Annotated in this window: 20 protein-coding genes; 7 read left to right on the top strand and 13 right to left on the bottom strand. The window is 73.1% G+C overall.

All coding sequences use genetic code 11. The features are described from left to right. Window position 1: 1 nt before the first annotated feature. The 6 genes from gatC to ACFYPN_RS20835 form a co-directional block, all read right to left on the bottom strand. On the bottom strand, window positions 2–298 hold the full coding sequence (gene gatC, locus ACFYPN_RS20860; RefSeq protein ID WP_358762798.1) for an Asp-tRNA(Asn)/Glu-tRNA(Gln) amidotransferase subunit GatC: 297 nt from the start codon (window positions 296–298) through the stop codon (window positions 2–4). Window positions 299–538: 240 nt separating this feature from the next. Beyond that, window positions 539–2725: a putative bifunctional diguanylate cyclase/phosphodiesterase gene (locus tag ACFYPN_RS20855; protein WP_389299988.1), complete on the bottom strand. Its 2187-nt coding sequence runs from the start codon at window positions 2723–2725 to the stop codon at window positions 539–541. Between the two features lie 390 nt (window positions 2726–3115). After that, on the bottom strand, window positions 3116–5380 hold the full coding sequence (ligA, locus tag ACFYPN_RS20850) for an NAD-dependent DNA ligase LigA (RefSeq protein WP_389299986.1): 2265 nt from the start codon (window positions 5378–5380) through the stop codon (window positions 3116–3118). Window positions 5381–5469: 89 nt separating this feature from the next. Beyond that, window positions 5470–6495 carry a methionine synthase gene (locus ACFYPN_RS20845; protein ID WP_389299983.1) on the bottom strand — a complete coding sequence of 342 codons (1026 nt, stop codon included), beginning with the start codon at window positions 6493–6495 and terminating at the stop codon, window positions 5470–5472. 106 nt (window positions 6496–6601) lie between these two features. Further along, on the bottom strand, window positions 6602–7291 hold the full coding sequence (locus ACFYPN_RS20840) for an SDR family oxidoreductase (RefSeq protein ID WP_358762791.1): 690 nt from the start codon (window positions 7289–7291) through the stop codon (window positions 6602–6604). A 67-nt stretch (window positions 7292–7358) separates the two neighbouring features. Beyond that, the gene (locus tag ACFYPN_RS20835; RefSeq protein WP_358762789.1) at window positions 7359–7898 is read right to left on the bottom strand and encodes a TIGR00730 family Rossman fold protein; all 540 of its coding nucleotides are present in this window, start codon (window positions 7896–7898) and stop codon (window positions 7359–7361) included. Window positions 7899–8027: 129 nt separating this feature from the next. Between ACFYPN_RS20835 and ACFYPN_RS20830 the strand changes: the two genes are divergently transcribed. Continuing rightward, window positions 8028–8363: a DUF427 domain-containing protein gene (locus ACFYPN_RS20830; RefSeq protein ID WP_358762787.1), complete on the top strand. Its 336-nt coding sequence runs from the start codon at window positions 8028–8030 to the stop codon at window positions 8361–8363. A gap of 105 nt (window positions 8364–8468) precedes the next feature. Then, on the top strand, window positions 8469–9272 hold the full coding sequence (locus ACFYPN_RS20825; protein ID WP_389299978.1) for an alpha/beta fold hydrolase: 804 nt from the start codon (window positions 8469–8471) through the stop codon (window positions 9270–9272). Between the two features lie 92 nt (window positions 9273–9364). Here ACFYPN_RS20825 and mnmA read toward each other — a convergent pair whose 3' ends face one another. Beyond that, the gene (gene mnmA / locus ACFYPN_RS20820; RefSeq protein WP_358762783.1) at window positions 9365–10498 is read right to left on the bottom strand and encodes a tRNA 2-thiouridine(34) synthase MnmA; all 1134 of its coding nucleotides are present in this window, start codon (window positions 10496–10498) and stop codon (window positions 9365–9367) included. A gap of 61 nt (window positions 10499–10559) precedes the next feature. On the opposite strand from mnmA, the gene ACFYPN_RS20815 reads away from it, so the two are divergent. Next, window positions 10560–11255: a peptidoglycan recognition family protein gene (locus tag ACFYPN_RS20815; RefSeq protein WP_358762781.1), complete on the top strand. Its 696-nt coding sequence runs from the start codon at window positions 10560–10562 to the stop codon at window positions 11253–11255. A gap of 14 nt (window positions 11256–11269) precedes the next feature. Here ACFYPN_RS20815 and ACFYPN_RS20810 read toward each other — a convergent pair whose 3' ends face one another. From ACFYPN_RS20810 to ACFYPN_RS20800, 3 genes are all read right to left on the bottom strand, one after another. Next, window positions 11270–12439: a cysteine desulfurase family protein gene (locus ACFYPN_RS20810; RefSeq protein ID WP_358762779.1), complete on the bottom strand. Its 1170-nt coding sequence runs from the start codon at window positions 12437–12439 to the stop codon at window positions 11270–11272. A gap of 13 nt (window positions 12440–12452) precedes the next feature. Then, window positions 12453–12806: a DUF4190 domain-containing protein gene (locus ACFYPN_RS20805; protein WP_358762778.1), complete on the bottom strand. Its 354-nt coding sequence runs from the start codon at window positions 12804–12806 to the stop codon at window positions 12453–12455. Window positions 12807–12893: 87 nt separating this feature from the next. Then, entirely contained in the window at window positions 12894–13040 is a 147-nt protein-coding gene (locus tag ACFYPN_RS20800) for a hypothetical protein (protein ID WP_358762776.1), read from the bottom strand. A gap of 159 nt (window positions 13041–13199) precedes the next feature. On the opposite strand from ACFYPN_RS20800, the gene ACFYPN_RS20795 reads away from it, so the two are divergent. Next, window positions 13200–13817, top strand: coding sequence for a TetR family transcriptional regulator (locus ACFYPN_RS20795; RefSeq protein WP_358762774.1), 618 nt, complete (start codon window positions 13200–13202; stop codon window positions 13815–13817). A gap of 63 nt (window positions 13818–13880) precedes the next feature. Here ACFYPN_RS20795 and ACFYPN_RS20790 read toward each other — a convergent pair whose 3' ends face one another. Continuing rightward, the gene (locus ACFYPN_RS20790; protein ID WP_389299975.1) at window positions 13881–14303 is read right to left on the bottom strand and encodes a pentapeptide repeat-containing protein; all 423 of its coding nucleotides are present in this window, start codon (window positions 14301–14303) and stop codon (window positions 13881–13883) included. Window positions 14304–14756: 453 nt separating this feature from the next. Here ACFYPN_RS20790 and ACFYPN_RS20785 point away from each other — a divergent pair, with 453 nt between their 5' ends. Together ACFYPN_RS20785 and ACFYPN_RS20780 are read left to right on the top strand one after the other, a co-directional pair. After that, window positions 14757–15452 (top strand): hypothetical protein, encoded by a 696-nt coding sequence (locus ACFYPN_RS20785; RefSeq protein ID WP_389299973.1) that lies wholly within the window; start codon window positions 14757–14759, stop codon window positions 15450–15452. A gap of 5 nt (window positions 15453–15457) precedes the next feature. Next, on the top strand, window positions 15458–16792 hold the full coding sequence (locus tag ACFYPN_RS20780; protein ID WP_389299971.1) for a hypothetical protein: 1335 nt from the start codon (window positions 15458–15460) through the stop codon (window positions 16790–16792). A 249-nt stretch (window positions 16793–17041) separates the two neighbouring features. On the opposite strand, the gene ACFYPN_RS20775 is transcribed toward ACFYPN_RS20780, so the two are convergent. Both ACFYPN_RS20775 and ACFYPN_RS20770 read right to left on the bottom strand, forming a co-directional pair. Beyond that, entirely contained in the window at window positions 17042–17494 is a 453-nt protein-coding gene (locus ACFYPN_RS20775) for a carboxymuconolactone decarboxylase family protein (protein WP_389299969.1), read from the bottom strand. After that, the gene (locus ACFYPN_RS20770) at window positions 17491–18156 is read right to left on the bottom strand and encodes a class II aldolase/adducin family protein (RefSeq protein WP_358762765.1); all 666 of its coding nucleotides are present in this window, start codon (window positions 18154–18156) and stop codon (window positions 17491–17493) included. The genes ACFYPN_RS20775 and ACFYPN_RS20770 overlap by 4 nt, the downstream gene beginning before the upstream one ends. Window positions 18157–18295: 139 nt before the next feature. Between ACFYPN_RS20770 and ACFYPN_RS20765 the strand changes: the two genes are divergently transcribed. After that, window positions 18296–18685: a MerR family transcriptional regulator gene (locus ACFYPN_RS20765; RefSeq protein ID WP_358762763.1), complete on the top strand. Its 390-nt coding sequence runs from the start codon at window positions 18296–18298 to the stop codon at window positions 18683–18685. Window positions 18686–18731 lie beyond the last annotated feature (46 nt).

Genomic DNA, 18731 nt, shown 5'->3' with positions numbered 1-18731 from the left:
ATTACTCCTCCCCCAGGATCTGCGGCACCTTGAAACGCTGCTGCTCCTGGGCGGGAGCGCCGGAGAGCGCCTGCTCGGCGGTGAGCGACGGGCGGACCACGTCGGCCCGCATGACGTTGGTCAGCGGCAGCGGGTGGGAGGTCGGCGGTACGTCTTGGTCGGCGACCTCGGAGACGCGGGCGACCGCGCCGATGATGTCGTCGAGCTGACCGGCGAAGTGCTCGAGCTCTTCGCCCTTCAGCTCCAGACGCGCCAGCCGGGCGAGGTGGGCGACCTCCTCGCGCGTGATGCCAGGCATGCAGCGATCCTCAGGGGTTGGGGTGTGTGGCTACGGTGTGACGTCGGCCAACGGGATTGGCCACGTCGGTTTGGCCCAATCCTATGGGGTCGCCCGCCCGCGCCTCCGCCACCGGGTGCCGCGCGGTCCCGGCGGGGGCCCGGCGCCGCGCCGCCCCGGCACGGGCCCCGCGCCCTCCTCCGTACCCCCGGGCCCGTCCCCCCGTGCCCGCCGCTCGTGACCTCCGCCCGCCGCGCCGCCTCAGGCCGTGGCCGGGCGGGAGTTCACCGTGCGGCCGGACGGGAGCTGCTCGGGCTCCGGTGTCCCGGCCACCGCCCCGGCCACCGCCCCGGCCACTGCCCCGGCCGCCGCCGCTGCCGCCGCGGCCTTCAGTTCGGCCGGGCGCCGCCAGCCGTGTTCGCCGCGCGCCCGCAGCCAGGCCGTCGCCTCCTGCGGCGGCATCGCGGCAGCCACCAGCCAGCCCTGTACGGCGTCGCAGCGCAGGTCCCGCAGCCGCTCCCAGGTCTCGTCGTCCTCGACGCCCTCCGCGACGACCAGCAGTCCGAGCGAGTGGGCGAGGTCGATCGTGCAGCGCACGATCTCCGCGTCCTCCTGGTCGACGGCGAGCCGGGCCACGAACGACCGGTCGATCTTGAGTTCGCTCACCGGCAGCCGGCGCAGGTGGACGAGGGAGGAGTAGCCGGTGCCGAAGTCGTCGAGCGACATCTTGACGCCGTGCCCGGTGAGACCGGCCAGGGTGTCGGCGGCTCGCTGCGGGTCCTCCAGCAGCACGTGTTCGGTTATCTCCAGTTGGAGGGAACCGGCCGGGACACCGTGCCGGGCCAGCCGGGCGGCGACCCCGCCGGCGAAACCGGGGGTGTGCACGTCCCTCGGCGAGACGTTGACGGCGACGGGCACGTCGAGGCCCTCCGCCCGCCAGCGGGCGACCTGGGCGAGGGCCGTCTCCAGGACGTAATCGGTCAGGTGGGGCATCAGGCCGGACGACTCGGCGATGGCGATGAACTCGTCCGGGGGGACCCGGCCGCGCTCGGGGTGCACCCACCGCACCAGGGCTTCGAGACCGGCCACCTGGCCGTCGAAGCGGACCTTGGGCTGGTAGTGCAGCTCCACGTCCCCCGCGTCCAGGGCCCGGCGGAGGTCGCCGAGGAGTCCGAGCCGGTCCGGGGTGTTGCTGTCCCGCTTCGACTCGTACACCTCCACGCCCGTGCGGTCCCGCTTGGCCTGGTACATGGCGACGTCCGCGCGGCGCAGCAGTCCTTCGGCGTCCTGCGCGTGGTCGGGATGGACGGCGACCCCGGCGCTGGCCTCCAGCACCATGGAGAGCCCGTCGAGGTCGAGCGAGGAGGAGAGTTCGGCGACGAGGTGCCGGGCGACGCGCTGGGCGCTGGTGGTGGACTCGGTGTACGGAAGCAGCACCGCGAACTCGTCGCCGCCGAGGCGGGCGGCCTCCGCGCCGCGCGGCAGGGCGAGCCGGAGCCGGTCGGCGATCTGGAGCAGCAGCCGGTCACCGGCCAGGTGGCCGAGGGTGTCGTTGACGGCGCGGAAGCGGTCCAGGTCGATGAGGACCAGGGCGGAGCGGTTGCCGAGGGATTCGGCTTCCTCCAGCGCGGACCAGATCCGCTGGAGGAGCCACTGCCGGTTGGGCAGTCCGGTCAGCGGGTCGCGGAGCTGTTCCTCGGCGCGGGCGCGGGCGATCCACAGCGTGGAGTCCAGCGCGATGAGCGGTACCGCGAAGAGCGGCAGCAGGACGGGCATGGTCATCGCGACGACGCAGATCAGCGGGGCGATGCCGAGCAGGGCGACGGCGACGAGTCCCTGGCGCAGCAGGGTGGTGCGGGCGATGGTCGGCAGTCCGCCGCCCTGGGGTGCGCGGGCGTACCAGAGCAGGGCCCGGGTGACGAGGAGATGGGTACCGGCGCAGCCCACCACGGCCGGCAGGGCGTCGATACCCCAGGCGAGGGGCTGCCAGGGCGTCTCGACGCTGGGTTCGACTCCGAGGGCGGCGAGCACGAGGGCCGCGGCACCGATGCCGAGTATGTCCACGGCTCCGTGGAGGAGTCCCTGCTGCCAGCGGTGGCGTCGGGCGACCCCGACGAGGACGACGACGATCACGCTGACGAGTCCGGCGGGCACCCAGCCGTAGAGCAGCAGGACGGCGAGGGTCAGCGCGGAGCCGGAGCCCGTGCCGCCCCACCACCGGTCCCGGCCGAGGGCGACGAGGTGGCCGACGATGACGCCGGTCAGGACGGCCAGGGACCAGCCGACGGTTCCGTCCGGGAAGAGGGCGGCACCGTGCCGCAGGCCACGGCCGAGGCCGGCGGCGAGTTGTACGGCGGCGAGGGCCACGAGGACGGCGCCCACGTGCGGCACGGGACTCGCGAAACCCTGCGTGCGTGACACGGGTGCGGCGTTCTCGGTCGGCTTCATTCCGTCCCTCTCACAGCCTGCGGTGCCGATGTCACACGGTGGCCCCCGCTCCCATGCCACCACGGCCCGCTCCCACCTCGCAGCCGTGCACGGGGGGGCGCAGGAGCCAACAGTAGGACGCCGAGGGCTTCCCGGTCAGCGCTCCGGGCCTCTTGGGGCCGGTCCGGGCCGGACGTGCCGCCCTCAGCCGTGGTCCGAACGGGTGGTGCTGGTAGGCCGGACGGACCGGCGCCTCCCGCCCGTGCGGTGTCATCCCCGCTCCGGGGCACGGCCACTCCCCCGGGTGGTTCCGAGACGTCTCGATGCCGGACCGGCCCCGGTCCTCGCGCCCCGCCCGGCCGGCGCCCCCACCTCACGGCCGGGGGACGCGCCCCCGGGGCACTGCTCGGGTCACTGCTCCTCGGGGGCCTGCTCCTCCGGGGCCTGCTCCTCCGGTGCCTGCTCCTCCGGTGCCTGCTCCTCGGCCGGCAGCGCCGCCTCGCGCGCGGCCTCCGGTCCCTCGTCGAGCAGGACCCCGAACCCGGCCTCGTCGAGGACGGCCACCTTGAGCTGCATCGCCTTGTCGTACTTGGAGCCGGGGTTGTCGCCGACGACGACGAAGGAGGTCTTCTTCGACACCGAGCCGGTGACCTTGGCGCCCCTGCTCTGCAGCGCGTCCTTGGCGCCGTCCCGGGTGTACCCGACCAGGGTGCCCGTGACGACGACGGTGAGCCCTTCCAGCGGGCGCGGGCCCTCGTCCTGGCCGGTGCTCTCGTCCGCCATCCGGACCCCGGCCTCCCTCCACTTGCGCAGGATCTCCCGGTGCCAGTCCACGGCGAACCACTGCGTGACGGAGGCGGCGATGATGTCGCCGACGCCGTCGGCGTCCGCCAGTTCCTTCTCGGTCGCGGCCTCGATGGCGTCGATGGTGCGGAACTGGCGGGCCAGCTCCTGCGCGGCGACGGGTCCGACGTGCCGGATGGAGAGCCCTGTCAGCACCCGGGCCAGCGGGGCCTGCTTGGCCGCCTCGATGCCCTCCAGCATGGCGAGCGCGTTCCGCTTCGGCTCACCCTGCTGGTTGGCGAAGACGGTGGCGATCTTCTCCTCGCCGGTCTTCGGGTCGCGCTTGGGCAGTCCGCTGTCCGGGTCCAGGACGTAGGCGCGGATCGGCAGCAGCTGCTCGACCGTCAGCCCGAAGAGGTCGCCCTCGTCGCGCAGCGGCGGCTCGGCGGGCTCCAGCGGCTGGGTCAGGGCAGCGGCCGCCACGTACCCGAAGTGGTCGATGTCGAGGCACTTGCGACCGGCGAGGTAGGAGACGCGTTCGCGCAGTTGGGCCGGGCAGGAGCGGGCGTTGGGGCAGCGGAGGTCGACGTCTCCCTCCTTGGCCGGCTTCAGCGGGGTGCCGCACTCGGGGCAGTCGGTGGGCATCACGAACTCCCGCTCGGTGCCGTCGCGCAGGTCCACGACCGGGCCGAGGATCTCGGGGATGACGTCGCCGGCCTTGCGCAGCACGACGGTGTCGCCGATGAGGACGCCCTTCGCCTTGACGACGTTCTGGTTGTGCAGGGTGGCGAACTCGACCTCGGAACCCGCCACGAGCACGGGCTCGACCTGGGCGTACGGAGTGACGCGGCCGGTGCGGCCGACGGCGACGCGGATGTTGACCAGCTTGGTGTTGACCTCCTCCGGGGCGTACTTCCAGGCGATGGCCCAGCGCGGGGCGCGGGCGGTGGAGCCGAGCCGGCCCTGGAGCGGGATCTCGTCGAGCTTGACGACGACCCCGTCGATCTCGTGCTTCACGGAGTGCCGGTGCTCGCCGAAGTACCGGATGAACTCGCGTACGCCGTCGAGGGTGTCCACCACCTTGTTGTGCTGGGCGGTCGGCAGGCCCCACTCGTGCAGGAGTTCGTAGGCGTGCGAGAGGCGGTCGATGTCGAAGCCCTCGCGGGCGCCGATGCCGTGGACCACCATGTGCAGCGGGCGGGAGGCGGTGACCTTGGGGTCCTTCTGGCGGAGCGAGCCGGCCGCCGCGTTGCGCGGGTTGGCGAAGGGCTTGTCGCCGGCTTCCACCAGGCGGGCGTTGAGCCCCTCGAAGTCCTCCATGGGGAAGAAGACCTCGCCGCGGATCTCGACCAGCGCGGGAATCCGGTCGCCCTCCAGCCGGTGCGGGATCTCGGCGATGGTGCGGACGTTGGGGGTGATGTCCTCGCCGACGCGGCCGTCGCCCCGGGTGGCGGCGCGGGTCAGCCTGCCGTGTTCGTACGTGAGGTTGACGGCGAGGCCGTCCACCTTCAGCTCGCAGAGGAAGGAGTGGCCGGTGGCGCCGACGTCCTTGGCGACCCGCTCGAACCAGGCGGCCAGCTCCAGGTCGTCGAAGGCGTTGTCCAGCGAGAGCATCCGCTCGCGGTGCTCGACGGAGGTGAACTCGGTGATGTACGGACCGGCGACCTTCTGCGTCGGCGAGTCCGGGGTGCGCAGCGAGGGGTGGGCCTCCTCCAGCGCCTCCAGTTCGCGCAGCAGCCGGTCGAACTCGGCGTCGCTGACGACCGGCTGGTCCCGCACGTAGTACCGGAAGCGGTGGTCCTCGATCTGGTCGGCGACGAGGGCGTGCCGCTCCCGTGCCTCGGTGGGCACCGCCGTGTCCTGCTGGGTCCGCTCGTCGCCGGTGCCGGTCATCGTCCCGTCCTCCCGTTGGGGGCTGTCTCTCGAAGGGTGCGGAGTGCGCGGCACGGGCCCCGGGGCGGGGCACCGTGCCGCGCGTCCCGTCACTCGGGGTTGTCCGCGAGGGATCGCGCCGCCCGGGCGCAGTGGGCGAGCGCGGCACGTGCGTACGCGGGTGAGGCGCCCGCGAGGCCGCACGACGGGGTGAGTACGACGGACTCGGCGAGAGTCCCCGGATTCAGTCCCAGCCTGCTCCACAGCGTCCTGACCCCCATGACGCTACCGCCCGGGTCCGACAATCCCGCCGAGGCGGCGTCGGTGCCCGGCACGATGCCGAGGAGGAGCTGGGTGCCGCTCTCGACCGCTTCGCCGATCGCCTCCTCCTCCCGCTCGGTGAGCAGCGAGAAGTCGAAGGAGATCCCGGCGGCCCCGGCCCGCCGCAGCAGGGCGAGGGGGACCTCGGGGGCGCAGGAGTGCACGAGCCCCGCGCCGTCCCCGGCGACGGCGAGCAGGTCGCGCAGGGTGTCCTCGACGACCTGGCGGTCCACGGAGCGGTAGGTGCGGTAGCCGCTCGCGGTCCTGACCCGCCCGCCGAGTACGGCGGTCAGTGAGGGTTCGTCGAGCTGGAGCACGACGTCGGCGCCGGGAATGCGGCGGCGCACCTCCGCGAGGTGCGCCCGGAGTCCCTCGGCGAGCGACCCGGCGAGGTCGCGGCAGGCGCCGGGGTCGCCGAGGACGGCCTCGCCGTTGCGCCGCTCCAGGGAGGCGGCGAGGGTCCACGGCCCCACCGCCTGGACCTTGAGCACTCCTCCGTACCCCTGGGTGTACTCCTCCAGGGCGTCGAGGTCCTCGCCGAGCCAGGAACGGGCGCGGCGGGTGTCGCGGCCGGGGCGGTCGCTGATCCGCCAGCCGCTCGGCTCGACGTGCCCGTACATCTCCACGAGGAGTCCTACGGTCCGTCCGATCATGTCCGCGCCGGGGCCCCGGGCGGGGAGTTCGGCCAGGTGGGGGATGCCTTGTCCGTCCGCGAAGGACCCGGTGACGGTCTTCGCCGTCTCCCGCGCGTCGCCCCCGGGCATGGACCCGACCCCGGTCGCCGCGCACTCGCTGAACCTGCTCTTCTCGCTCACCCGGGAAGCGTACGGTCCCGGGGCGGCGGCCCTGTCCGCCGCCCGTCCGTCACCTGTCCGCCGCCCGTCCGCCGCCCGTCGGGGAGGGGGAGCCGGGCGGCCGGGGTCAGCGACCGGGGCGGACCGTCAGGTCGTTGACCTCGGCGTCGCGGGGGAGGTCGAGCGCCATGAGGAGTGTGGTGGCGACGGACTCCGGGTCGATCCACTGTCCGGCGTCGTACTCCTTGCCCTCCTGCTGGTGGACCTTGGCCTGCATGGGGCTGGCGGTACGGCCGGGGTAGACGGAGGTGACGCGGACGCCGTTGCCGTGCTCCTCGTGGCGCAGCGAGTCGGCGAGCGCCTTGAGGCCGTGCTTGCTGGCGGCGTAGGCGCCCCACTGGGCGGACGCGGCGAGTCCGGCGCCGGAGTTGACGAAGACGACGTGCCCCCGCGCGACGCGCAGCTGCGGGAGCATCAGCCGGGTCAGTTCGGCGGGAGCGACGAGGTTGGCGTTGAGCTGGAAGTGCCATGCCTTCGGGGTGAGCTCGCCGATGTTCCCCAGCTCGACCACGCCGGCGATGTGCAGCAGCGAGTCGAGGCTCTCGGGCATCGGCTGCTGGCCGAAGGCCCAGGAGAGCCGGTCGGGGTTGCCGAGGTCACCGACGAGCGTACGGGCCCCGGGGTGGGCGGCGGCGAGTTCCTTGGCGCGGCCGGCGTCGCGGGCCAGCAGGACGAGGTCGTCACCGCGGTCGCGGAGGCGGCGGGCGACGGCTGCTCCGATGCCGGAACCGGCGCCGGTGATGAGGTGGGTAGGCATGGGCTCCATGATCCCACCCGGTCCCGGACCGGCACCGGGCGGGCGCGCGGGGCCCGGGGGGCCGGGATCAGAGCCGGCCTGCGGACTCCTCCAGGTGGGCCAGCGCGCCGACGCCGTCCTCGGCGAAGAAGACGAGGTCGGTGAGGGGCATCGGCAGGAAGCCCTCCTCGTCCATCCGCAGGAACTGCTGCCGCAGACCGTCGTAGAAGCCGTCCGCGTTGAGCAGGACCACCGGCTTGGTGTGCTTGCCGTGCTTCTTGAGTTCCAGGATCTCGGTGGCCTCGTCGAGCGTCCCCATGCCCCCGACCATGATCACGACGGCGTCGGCCTTCTCCAGCAGCAGCGCCTTGCGCTCGGCGAGGTCGCGGGCGAAGACCATCTCGTCGGCGTTCTCGCGGGCGTGGTGCGCCATGAAGTCCACGGACACGCCGACCAGGCGTCCGCCCGCCTCCTGTACGCCGTCCGCGACCACCTTCATCAGCCCGCTCTCCGAGCCGCCCCAGACGAGGGTGTGCCCGCCCCTTCCGAGCAGCTCGGCGAATTCCCGGGCGGGCCGGGTGTAGCGCTCGTCGAGGTCGGCCGCGGAGAGGAAGACACAGATGTTCATACGGACACCGTACGGCGGCACGCGGGCCGGGCCGGAGGCGCCCCGGAAGAGCCCGGGGCCCGGGCCGGACGCGCCCCAAAGGCGTGGGGACGGGGGAAGAAAACGGGTGCGCCGTCCGCTGCACCTGTCATGACTTCCGTCGAGGGACACCGCATCACCGTCGAGCCCGGCACCGACCACGTCCGGGTCGTCCACGAGGGCCTCCTGCTGGCCGAAAGCCGACGGCCGCTCGTGCTGCGCGAGACCGGCTGCCCGGTCCGCTACTACCTGCCGCCCGAAGACGTCCGCACCGAGCTGCTGACGGCCTCCACGACCCGTACACACTGTCCGTTCAAGGGAGATGCCTCCTACTGGTCACTGCCGGGAGCGGCCGATCTCGTCTGGGCCTATCCCGACCCGAAGCCCGAAGTGGCGGCGATCAAGGACCACTTCTGCTTCTACGGGACCGAGACCGTCACCGACTGACTGCCGATGGGCCCCGCCCCGACGCTTTTGAGCCCGCTTCGCCTCCACCGGAGAAATTCTCGGCGGCGGCGATGAGTTCCCCGGGTGCCGGGGGTCTGCCCTCCCATGGACAGGATTCTCTCGCTGGACGGCACCCCGATCGCCTACCTCCGACAGGGCGACGGGGCGACGGTGGTGCTGGTCGGGGGCGCGCTGAGCACCGCCGCGACCGAGGGCCCGCTCGCCGTGCTGCTCGCGCGCCGCTTCACCGTCGTGACGTACGACCGCCGGGGCCGGGGCGCCAGCGGCGGTGGACCCGGTGGTCCGTACGCGCCGGAGCGTGAGATCGAGGATCTCGCGGCGGTCATCGGTGCCGCGGACGGGCCGGTGGCGGTGTTCGGCATGTCGTCGGGCGGGGCGCTGGCGCTGGAGGCACAGGCGGCGGGCGTGCCCATGGAGGTGCTGGCGGTCTTCGAACCGCCCTACACCCCGGGCGAGGAAGGGCTGCGCTACAAGGCGCGGTGCACGGCGGAGCTGCGCGAGCGGCTGACGGCCGGCGACCGGGGCGGGGCCGTGGAGCTGTTCCTGGCGCGGACGGGTGTGCCGCCGGAGACGGTGGCGCGGATGCGTCGGGCACCCCTGTGGGCGGGGCTGGAGGCGCTGGCGCCCACGCTGGAGTACGACGACGCGCTGCTCGGGGACGGGGCGCCCCCGCTGGAGCGGTTCGGGGCGGTGACCGCCCGCACACTGATCGTCAGCGGCGGATTCAGCGCGGGCCAGGTGCGGGAGACGGCGCTCGCCCTGGCGCTCGCGATCCCCGACGCCCGGCACCGGACCCTCAGCGGCCAGACGAGGGAGCTCTCCCCGCAGGTGCTCGCCCCGGTCCTGACGGACTTCTTCGCCCGGCGCGGGCTCGTCCACCAGGCGTGACGGAGCCCCGCGGCCGGACGGGGGTCGGCCGCGGGGCTCCGTCGGGGTGGCGGGCCGCTGTTCGCCGGGCGCGGGTGGCGGGTTGCGGTGCCTCAGGAGGCGGTCGGGGCCGTCTCGCGCCGGACGGTGGCCGCGATGGTGGCCGACCCGACGACCCGGGTGCCGTCGTAGAGGACGACCGCCTGGCCGGGGGCGATCCCGCGCACCGGCTCGGCGAAGGAGACGTGCAGGGTGCCGTCGATCAGCTCCGCGGTCACCTCGCTCTCGCCGCCGTGGGCGCGCAGCTGAGCGGTGTACGTGCCGGGGCCGGCCGGGGCGGTGCCGCACCAGCGCGGCTTGATCGCAGTGAGGGCCGTGACGTCGAGGGCCTCCACCGGGCCGACCGTGACGGTGTTGTTCACCGGGGAGATGTCCAGGACGTAGCGCGGCTTCCCGTCGGCGGCCGGATGACCGATGCGCAGCCCCTTGCGCTGGCCGATGGTGAAGCCGAAGGCGCCGTCGTGGGTGCCGAGTTTGGCGCCCGACTCGTCGACGATGTCCCCCTCGGCCTTGCCGCCGAGCCGGCTCGCCAGGAAGCCCTGGGTGTCGCCGTCCGCGATGAAGCAGATGTCGTGGCTGTCGGGCTTCTTGGCGACGGCCAGTCCGCGCGCCTCGGCCTCGGCGCGGATCTCTTCCTTGGTGGTGAGGGTGTCGCCGAGCGGGAACATCGCGTGCGCGAGCTGCTTCTCGTCCAGCACCCCGAGGACGTAGCTCTGGTCCTTGGCCATGTCCGAGGCGCGGTGCAGCTCACGGCTGCCGTCGTCGTTCAGCACGACGGTGGCGTAGTGGCCGGTGCACACGGCGTCGAAGCCCAGGGCGAGCGCCTTGTCGAGCAGCGCCGCGAACTTGATCTTCTCGTTGCAGCGCAGGCAGGGGTTGGGCGTGCGGCCGGCCTCGTACTCCGCGACGAAGTCCTCCACGACGTCCTCACGGAAGCGTTCCGCCAGGTCCCACACGTAGAACGGGATGCCGATGACGTCCGCCGCCCGGCGGGCGTCGCGGGAGTCCTCGATGGTGCAACAGCCGCGCGCTCCGGTGCGGAACGACTGCGGGTTCGCGGAGAGGGCGAGGTGCACACCGGTCACGTCGTGCCCCGCCTCGGCGGCGCGCGCGGCGGCGACGGCGGAGTCGACTCCGCCGGACATGGCGGCGAGCACACGGAGGGGGCGCTGGGAAGTCTGAGTCATAGCCCGTCCAGAGTACGGGGCGCCGGGAACCGATCGCCCGCGGATATGCGTTGCAGCTGTCATGGGAACCACGGGAGGCAGCCGGTCCGGCCCGGACGGGACGGCGGACGGTGTGAGCCGTCGCACCCTGCTGATCGGCGGCTCGGCCATGGCCGCGGCGGTCACGGCCGCCGCTCTGACGCGGGACGAGCTGAAGCACGCGTGGTGGCGGGTGCCGGGTGTGGAGCAGCCGCGCACCCCCGGTGAGCTGGACTACGCCGGCGCGCTCTGGACGGCGGCCTCCGAGGCGAACTGGCGTCGCGCGGACCGCCCCGACGACTACCGGATAGACCGGGTGGTCGTGCACGTCACCCAGGGCAGCCTGGCGAGCGCGGTACGGGTCTTCCAGGACCCGGCGCACCGGGCCGCCGCGCACTACGTGGTGGGCCGGGACGGGTCGGTGACGCAGATGATCCGGGAGCTGGACGTGGCGTACCACGCGGGCAACCGCTCGTACAACGAGCGGAGCGTGGGCATCGAGCACGAGGGGTTCGTCGACCGCCCCAAGGACTTCACCGCCGCGATGTACGCCTCCTCCGCCCGGCTGACGGCCTCGGTCTGCGGGAGGTACGGCATCCCCGTCGACCGGGAGCACGTCATCGGACACGTGGAGGTGCCGGGGACGGACCACACCGACCCCGGGCCGCACTGGGACTGGGACCGGTACATGGAGCTGATACGCCGGGCGGCCTCGGCCCGACCGGCCCGACCGGCCTGACGGCCGCCGGTGCCTCAGCTGAGTCCGGCGGTACGGGCGCGTTCGACGGCGGGGCCGATCGCGCCGGCCACGGCGGCCACGTCCCCGGCGGTCGAGGTGTGGCCGAGGGAGAAGCGCAGGGTGCCCCGCGCCAGGTCGGGATCGGTGCCGGTGGCCAGCAGCACGTGACTGGGCTGGGCGATCCCGGCGGTGCAGGCGGAGCCGGTGGAGCATTCGATGCCCTGGGCGTCCAGCAGCAGCAGGAGGGAGTCACCCTCGCAGCCGGGGAAGCTGAAGTGGGCGTTGGCCGGGAGCCGGCCACCGGGAGCGGGGTCGCCCCCGAGCACGGCGTCCGGGACGGCCCTCAGCACGGCCTCGACCAGGTCGTCGCGGAGCCCCCCGACGCGGCGGGCGAACTCCGCACGGTGACGGGCGGCGTGGTCACCGGCGACCGCGAAGGCGGCGACGGCGGGGACGTCGAGGGTGCCGGACCGCACGTGCCGCTCCTGCCCACCGCCGTGCAGGACGGGTACGGGGGTGTGGGCGCGGCCCAGCAGCAGGGCGCCGATGCCGAACGGCCCGCCGATCTTGTGCGCGCTGACCGTCATGGCGGCGAGCCCGGAGTCGGCGAACCCGACCTCCAGCTGCCCGAATGCCTGCACCGCGTCTGCGTGCATCGGGATGCCGAACTCAGCTGCCACCGCGGTGAGTTCCCGCACCGGCATGACGGTGCCGATCTCGTTGTTCGCCCACATCACCGTGATCATCGCGACGTCGTCGGGGTCCCGGAGGATCGCCTCGCGCAGCGCTTCGGGGTGCACCCGGCCGTAGCGGTCGACGGGGAGGTACTCGACGGTCGCACCCTCGTGCTCGGCGAGCCAGTCGACCGCGTCCAGCACCGCGTGGTGCTCGACCGGCCCGGCCAGCACCCGGGTGCGCCGGGGCTCGCCGTCCCGGCGGGCCCAGTACAGCCCCTTGACGGCGAGGTTGTCGGCCTCGGTGCCCCCCGAGGTGAAGACCACCTCGCTGGGGCGGGCGCCGAGGGCGTCGGCGAGGGTCTCCCTGGACTCCTCGACGGTACGGCGGGCCCGGCGCCCGGCTGCGTGCAGGGAGGACGCGTTGCCGGTCGCGGCGAGCTGCGCGGTCATCGCCGCGATCGCCTCCGGAAGCATCGGCGTGGTCGCGGCGTGGTCGAGGTAAGCCATGGTGCGTCCGATTCTACGAGCCCCAGGCGACCACCCCGTGGGCGGTGACCACCAAGGCGAGGACGACGAGGTCGGCGACGCCCAGCGCGAGCCCCAGGAAGGCCCTCCCGCGCCGTTCGGTGGACCGGGCGAGAGCGATCAGCGCCATGACGACGGCGGTGGGGCCGAGCACCAGGTTGAAGGCGAGCAGGCCCAGCAGACCGAGGACGAACGAGGCGACGGCGAGGCTGTCGGCATCACGGGTACCCGCCCGGGTGGCCGCGCGGTCGGCCGGGGCGGCCGGGGACTCGGCCGCGGCGGGCCGGGCGTCGCGGGTTTCGGAGCGGCGGGGCCCGAAGACCGGGGCGACGAGCGAGGAGAGGGCCATGGCGGGAGCTCCTTCGGTCGGAAGGCGGATGTCTGCGAGGTGGTCCGCTGGTGCGCGAGGGGGTCTGCGCGTCTGCGCGGGACCGGCTCAGTGGGACCGGCGCTCGCGGACCGCGAAGCCGATCAGCCAGCAGCCGATCGCGGTGGCGGCCACCAGGGTCACCGCGACCGGAAGGTGCGCGACCGGCCCGAGCAGGATGCCGAACAGGAGCAGTGCGGCGACGAGGGCGAGCATGAGCGGCCTTTCTGGTCGTCGGGAGCGGCACGCCTCGGGCGCGCCCCTGGGTGCGGCCGGCGATCACCGGGCCCCGTGAGAGTACGACTGTTCACTGACCACCCAGTCTAAACCCGGCCCCCCTTCCTCGGTCCGGAGAACAGTTGTTTACTGAATGGCATGAGTCACACCACCGGAGCCCGCCAGGCACAGAAGTTGAGGACGCGTCAGGCCCTGTTGGACGCGGCCCTCCAGCTCTTGGAGCACCAGAGCCTGAGCGGTCTCGGCCTGCGGGAGGTGACCCGGGCGGCGGGAGTGGCACCCACGGCCTTCTACCGCCACTTCGAGGACACGGCGGCGCTCGGCGTGGCCCTGGTCGACCAGACGCTCGGGAGCCTGCACGGGATGATCGGCGCGGTGCTCACCGAGACCGGGGAGAGCGAGGAGCGGGTGGAGCGGAGCATCGCGGTCATCGCCGACCATGTGGCGGCGATGCCCGCGCACTTCCGTTTCATCGCCCGGGAACAGCACGGCGGGGTGGCCCCGGTGCGCGCGGCCATCGCGGCCCAACTCGCGCTGTTCGCCCGGGAGGTGGCCGACGCGCTGGGCGGGGAGGCGGAGTCGGCGGGGTGGAGCCGGGAGGACCTGCTGATGCTGGGCGGGCTCCACGTCGACCACATGGTGATCACCGCATCCACCCTGCTGGACACGGAGCCCGGCACCGAGGAGGAGGTCGTCCGCACGGCTCGCAGGCGCCTGCGCCTGATCACGCTGGGACGCCGCCACTGGCTGGACTAGTGCCGCGCCCGGCGGATCAAGGCCGGGTCGAGGCGGCTACGCCCACCTCGGCTCGTCGGCCGGTCACCCGGTGAGGGGCCAGCCGATGACCTGGTCGAGCTGCAGGTCGCGGAGGACTGCGTTGTCCAGCCTGATGCCGGCGGTCTTGGTCAGTCCATGAGGCGGGGTGCCGGTGAGGACCTGCCCCATTCGCGCGCCGGTCAGGTCCGCCGCCCGAAGATCGGCGCCCGTCAGATCGCAGCCCGCGAAGGAGACCCCTCGCAGGGAGGCGCCGCTCAGGTTGGCCCCGCGAAGATCGCACAGGGTGAAGCAACAGCCGTCCAGGGTGGCGTGACGCAGGTCAGCACCATGGAACGAGCACCGCGTGAACCACAACTGCCGCAGGCACACCGATACGAGATCACCACCGTCGAAGGACTCCCGACGGAGAGCCGCGTACCGACGGCGGGACGCGAGGTCTTCCCTCGCGGTCACCACTCTGCCCATGGCGGACATCATGTCAGCCCTGGTAGATCACTGTCGTCGGCAATTGCGGGCTCCGCCAGCACCGGACGGGCTCCGAGGGACGGGTGGACGCGGCACGCGAGGCAGGCGAGGGCCACCAACCTCGGCGCGAGAAGGCGGAGTCGGGCTCCCTCGTGACCGTACTCCGCCGAAAGGCGGACGACCCGGTGAAGGATTCGCCGCACCTCGCCCCGTGGCGACCGGCGGCCGTGATCGCGCCCCGGTCGAACGACGTCGGGCCGGTGACACGCGAGGCGCAGCCGGGGCGGTGGAGGGCCCGGCTGCGCCTCCACCAGCCAAAGGTGTGAACCCGGGCCGCGCCACTCGGGCGGGGGCGCGCCGCTCAGCGTTCCGCGGCGGCTTCGCCCTTAACTGGGCGTGGCTCAGCACGCGCCGGTCCGCCCGGTGCGCATGGACGCACCCGAAGGAAGACCCGTGAGTACACAGAGCACCCAGAGCATCCAGAGCACCCGCCGATCCACCGTGATGTCCCGTGCCGCGACGGTGCGCCGTATCGACGCGCTCTTCCAGGCCATGGAGACCGACTTCCTCCTGCGCGAGCAGTTCATCACCGGTCCGACCCAGATCCTGGTGGAGTACTTGGGGGGCCCGCCCGTGGCCCGGGAGCGGACGGACCTCGCCGACCGGCTCATCTACTCGGTGTTCGCCAGTCCGGCGCTGCTGCGCTGGTTCCAGGCGTACGTGCACCATCACGCGGACGAGGTGCCCACCAGGGAGCACTTCCTCAACTCCTTCTGCGAGGCGACGGTCAGCCACGGGGGCCAGGACGTGGTGGCCGCCCTGCTGGAAGGGTGTGTGGCGGCAACGGGTATCGCCGGGCTCACCGACGAGCTGCTGCACTACTTCGTCAACCTCCACGTCGCGCAGACGATCTGCGAAGGGAGGGACGGGGGCACGGAGGCGGACCGGGAGAACGTCGGCATGGAGGCGCGGGGCACCACCCCGTTCGTCACGAACATCACCTGGACCACCTACATCAAGGCCCAGCAGGAGGACGAGGACCTGGCGTTCAGCCCTCACTTCGTGCCTCCGTACGCCGCGGTGACCCTCAACGGCCTGGCCCGCTACGCGGTGGAGCTCCAGGCACGCGACGCCTTCCGGCTCGGGTGATCCGCGTGGGCACGCCGTGGAGTGCCGGGCCGGTGGTCGCCCGCGCGAGGGCCACCGTCCGCGCGGGCCGGGCGGACGAGGAGGCGGGCGTTCTCCGCGAAGCCCTGCGGGCCGACCCCCAGGACCGTTCGGCGCGACGCGCGTTGGCCCTCCTGCTCGTCGCCGCGGAGCGCCGGGACGAGGCACTGCCGCTGCTCCGCGACGGGGTGCGCGCGGAGGCGGACGACCTGGCGTGGATGCCGGACGCGCTCGACGCCGCCCTGGAACACCACGACTTCCCGCTCGCCGAGGGCTGCGCCTCGCTCTCCGCCCTGCTGCGCTGGGGGCCTTCCTCCGATCCGGCCGGACGCTCGGCCGTTCCGCTGAGCGTCCCGAAGCTGCGGCACGACATCGACCAGCTGCACCACCTCCGGCGTCTGGGCGTGCTGGGCTCCGAGTACGGCCGGATCATCGACGCCTACCGGGCCGTGCACGACCGACTGGCGGCCCGGGGCCCCGATGCCCGGGAGCCCCTGGACACCGATGCGGAGCGGTCCGTCGCCGACACCTACAACCGGCTGCTGCACGTACGCGACACTCCACGCGTGGCGCGCGCCCTGTCCCCCGGCTGGGATCCGGTGACGGTGGAGGAGCGGTACCTGGCGAACGCCCCCGGTGTGGTGTATGTGGACGACTTCCTCACGGAGGAGGCGCTGGGCGAGCTGTACCGGTTCTGCCTGGAGTCGACGGTGTGGTCCGGCAACCGGTACGCCCACGGCCGGCTGGGCGCACTCATGCAGGACGGGTTCGTCTCCCCCCTGCTCATGCAGATCGCCGAGGAACTGAGGGACGCCCTGCCCCGGCTCATCGGCGACCGTTACCCGCTGCGGCAGATGTGGGGCTTCAAGTGCGGACCCCACGTACCGGCCGAGGTCACCACGCACGCGGACTTCGCCGCCGTCAACGTCAACTTCTGGGTCACCCCGGACGACGCGAACGCCGACGCGCACTCGGGCGGCCTGGTGGTGCACGACGTCGACGCCCCCCTGTCCTGGGGGTTCGAGACCTACAACGGCCGCCAGGACGTGATCCGCCCGTTCCTGCGACGCACCCGGGCCCGCAGCATGACGATCCCCTACCGGCAGAACCGGGCGGTGATCTTCAACTCCGACCTCTTCCACGCCTCGGACGCCGTCCGCTTCCGGCCGGGCTACGAGAACCTGCGCATCAACGTCACGATGCTCTACGGCGACCGTGAGAAGGAAGCGCACCATCCGCGGCTCTCCGGCGTCGAGGGGATGGCCGGCAGGTCGGCCTGGAGATCGGCCGCCTTCGCACGGGGGAAGGCCCGACGGTTCTGACCCCCGCACCGCCCGCATCCCCGCCGCCCCGGCACCCCGCGCCCCGTACGAACCGGTCCCGCCGGCCCCGTACCGCTCGACGATCTCGTCGGCCCGGCGGTAGAGGAGCCGGGCCCGGCCGGTCTCCGGGCACACGTCCAGGCTCGCGGTGAGGGGCGGCCGATCACATCGTCGTAGCCAGCGCCTCGCCCGGCCTCGATCTCGCGCTTCCGCCGGCTGTGCGGACCCCCCAGGGGCTGTCCGGCCGCGTCAGCACGGAGGTCGGAGGGCGGTGGTTGCCAGGAGGTCGATGACGATCTCCGTTCCCAAGGCGTACGCCGGGACGCCCGAGGTGATGAGGGCTGTCTCGGCGACTCCGATGAGGTCGGCGACGGTGGCGCCCGCGTGGAGCGCACCCCGGGCGTGAATCCTGGCGGGGTGTTCCCGGCCGAGGGACAGGAGTTGCCCGTAGTGGACGAGCTGCTGCACGCGAGCGCCCAGCGGACTGTCGGTCAGCACAATGTGCCGCAGCGCCGCGAGCGCCTCCTCGGTGGGGAGCCGGCCGGAGTCCCGCGCCAGGCGCAGCCGGTCCTGCACGCCACCCGGAACGTCTCCGAGGGTGGATCGGTAGCGGGCGCGCACGGCCTCCGTGCGCCGGGCGAAGGCGTCGTCGGTCGTCGCGTCCTCGCTCGTCGCCGCGACTGTCCTCGCGTCGCCGGTCATGACGCGACCCTGGCGATCGAGACGCGTACGGCGGCCAGGGCGCCCTCGGGGAAATCCACGGCGCCGCCGATCGACGCCGCCGCGATCTCCGCCTCGGCGCTCTCCTCGATGGCCACCACCAGGTGGGCGGTCGCCGCCGAGTCCGGGCCGAACACGATCAGTCCGTGGTTGGCCAGCAGGGCCGCCGAAGTCGTGGGATGCCGCTCCAGGACCTCGACGATGCCCCGGACGGATACGTCGGACCCGCGCGGCCCCCACGGCACCACCGGGACTTTCTCGGGCTGTCCGAAGCGCAGCATCGGCTCGGTCCGGCACGGCAGAGGTCGGTGGGCGACGGCGAAGGCCGTCGCGGAGGGCGAGTGGGTGTGGATGACGGCGCCCACGTGCGGACGGGCGCGGTAGACGGCGCTGTGCATGGCGATGATCTCAGCGCTGACCGACCGTAGTTCCCCTTCCAGGACCCGCCCGTCGAGGCTGACGGCCGCGAGGTCGGCCGGGCGGAGCCCGCGAACGAATCCCGGCGTCAGCAGGAAGCTCTCCGCGTCGAGCCGGGCGCTGAGGTTGGCATGCCCCGAGTGGGACATCACCCCCGCCGTGAAGAGCACCTCCGCCGCCGCGACCAGCTCGTGCGCCCGCTCGTTCGCCACCTGTGTGGTTGCCATTCGGCACCTCCGAAGTCCGCTGCCGACGGCTCTCGATCGCCGCCGTGCTTGCACGTCCCACTCTTCAACTTAAACTCAGGTTCAAGTCAAGCGGCCGACGGCCGGCCCGAGCGGGAACGGCAGGAGCGGTCACGTGCGCATGACCATCGGACAGCTCGCGGAGATCACCGGGGTGCCGGCGTCGGCCATCCGCTTCTGGGAGCGCCAGGGACTGCTGCCCGAGCCCGGGCGCCAGAGCGGGCAGCGGCGCTACCCCCCGGAGGCCGCGCAGCGGATCGTGGTGCTGCGCAAGTGTCAGCAGGCGGGGCTGACTCTGGCGGAGATCGGCGAGTTCCAGGAGGACCAACCGCGCAGGCGGGCGATGATCCGCGCCAAGATCGCCGAGGTCGAGCAGCGGATGATCGACCTCGACCACGCCCACCAACTCCTGGTCCACGCCCTGCAGTGCGGTGAGGAGGACATCGTCAGCTGTACCAAGTTCCGGAAGCAGATGGCCGCCTGGGAGACGTCCGCCCCGGCCTCACCGTAGTCAGACACCGTGCGGCGGGCCGCCGGGCGAGGTACTGGCTCGTGGG

The organism is Streptomyces sp. NPDC005576 (assembly GCF_042871745.1).
In the GTDB taxonomy this organism is placed as follows: Bacteria; Actinomycetota; Actinomycetes; order Streptomycetales; family Streptomycetaceae; genus Streptomyces.
This window is presented reverse-complemented; position numbering and strand designations above follow the sequence as displayed.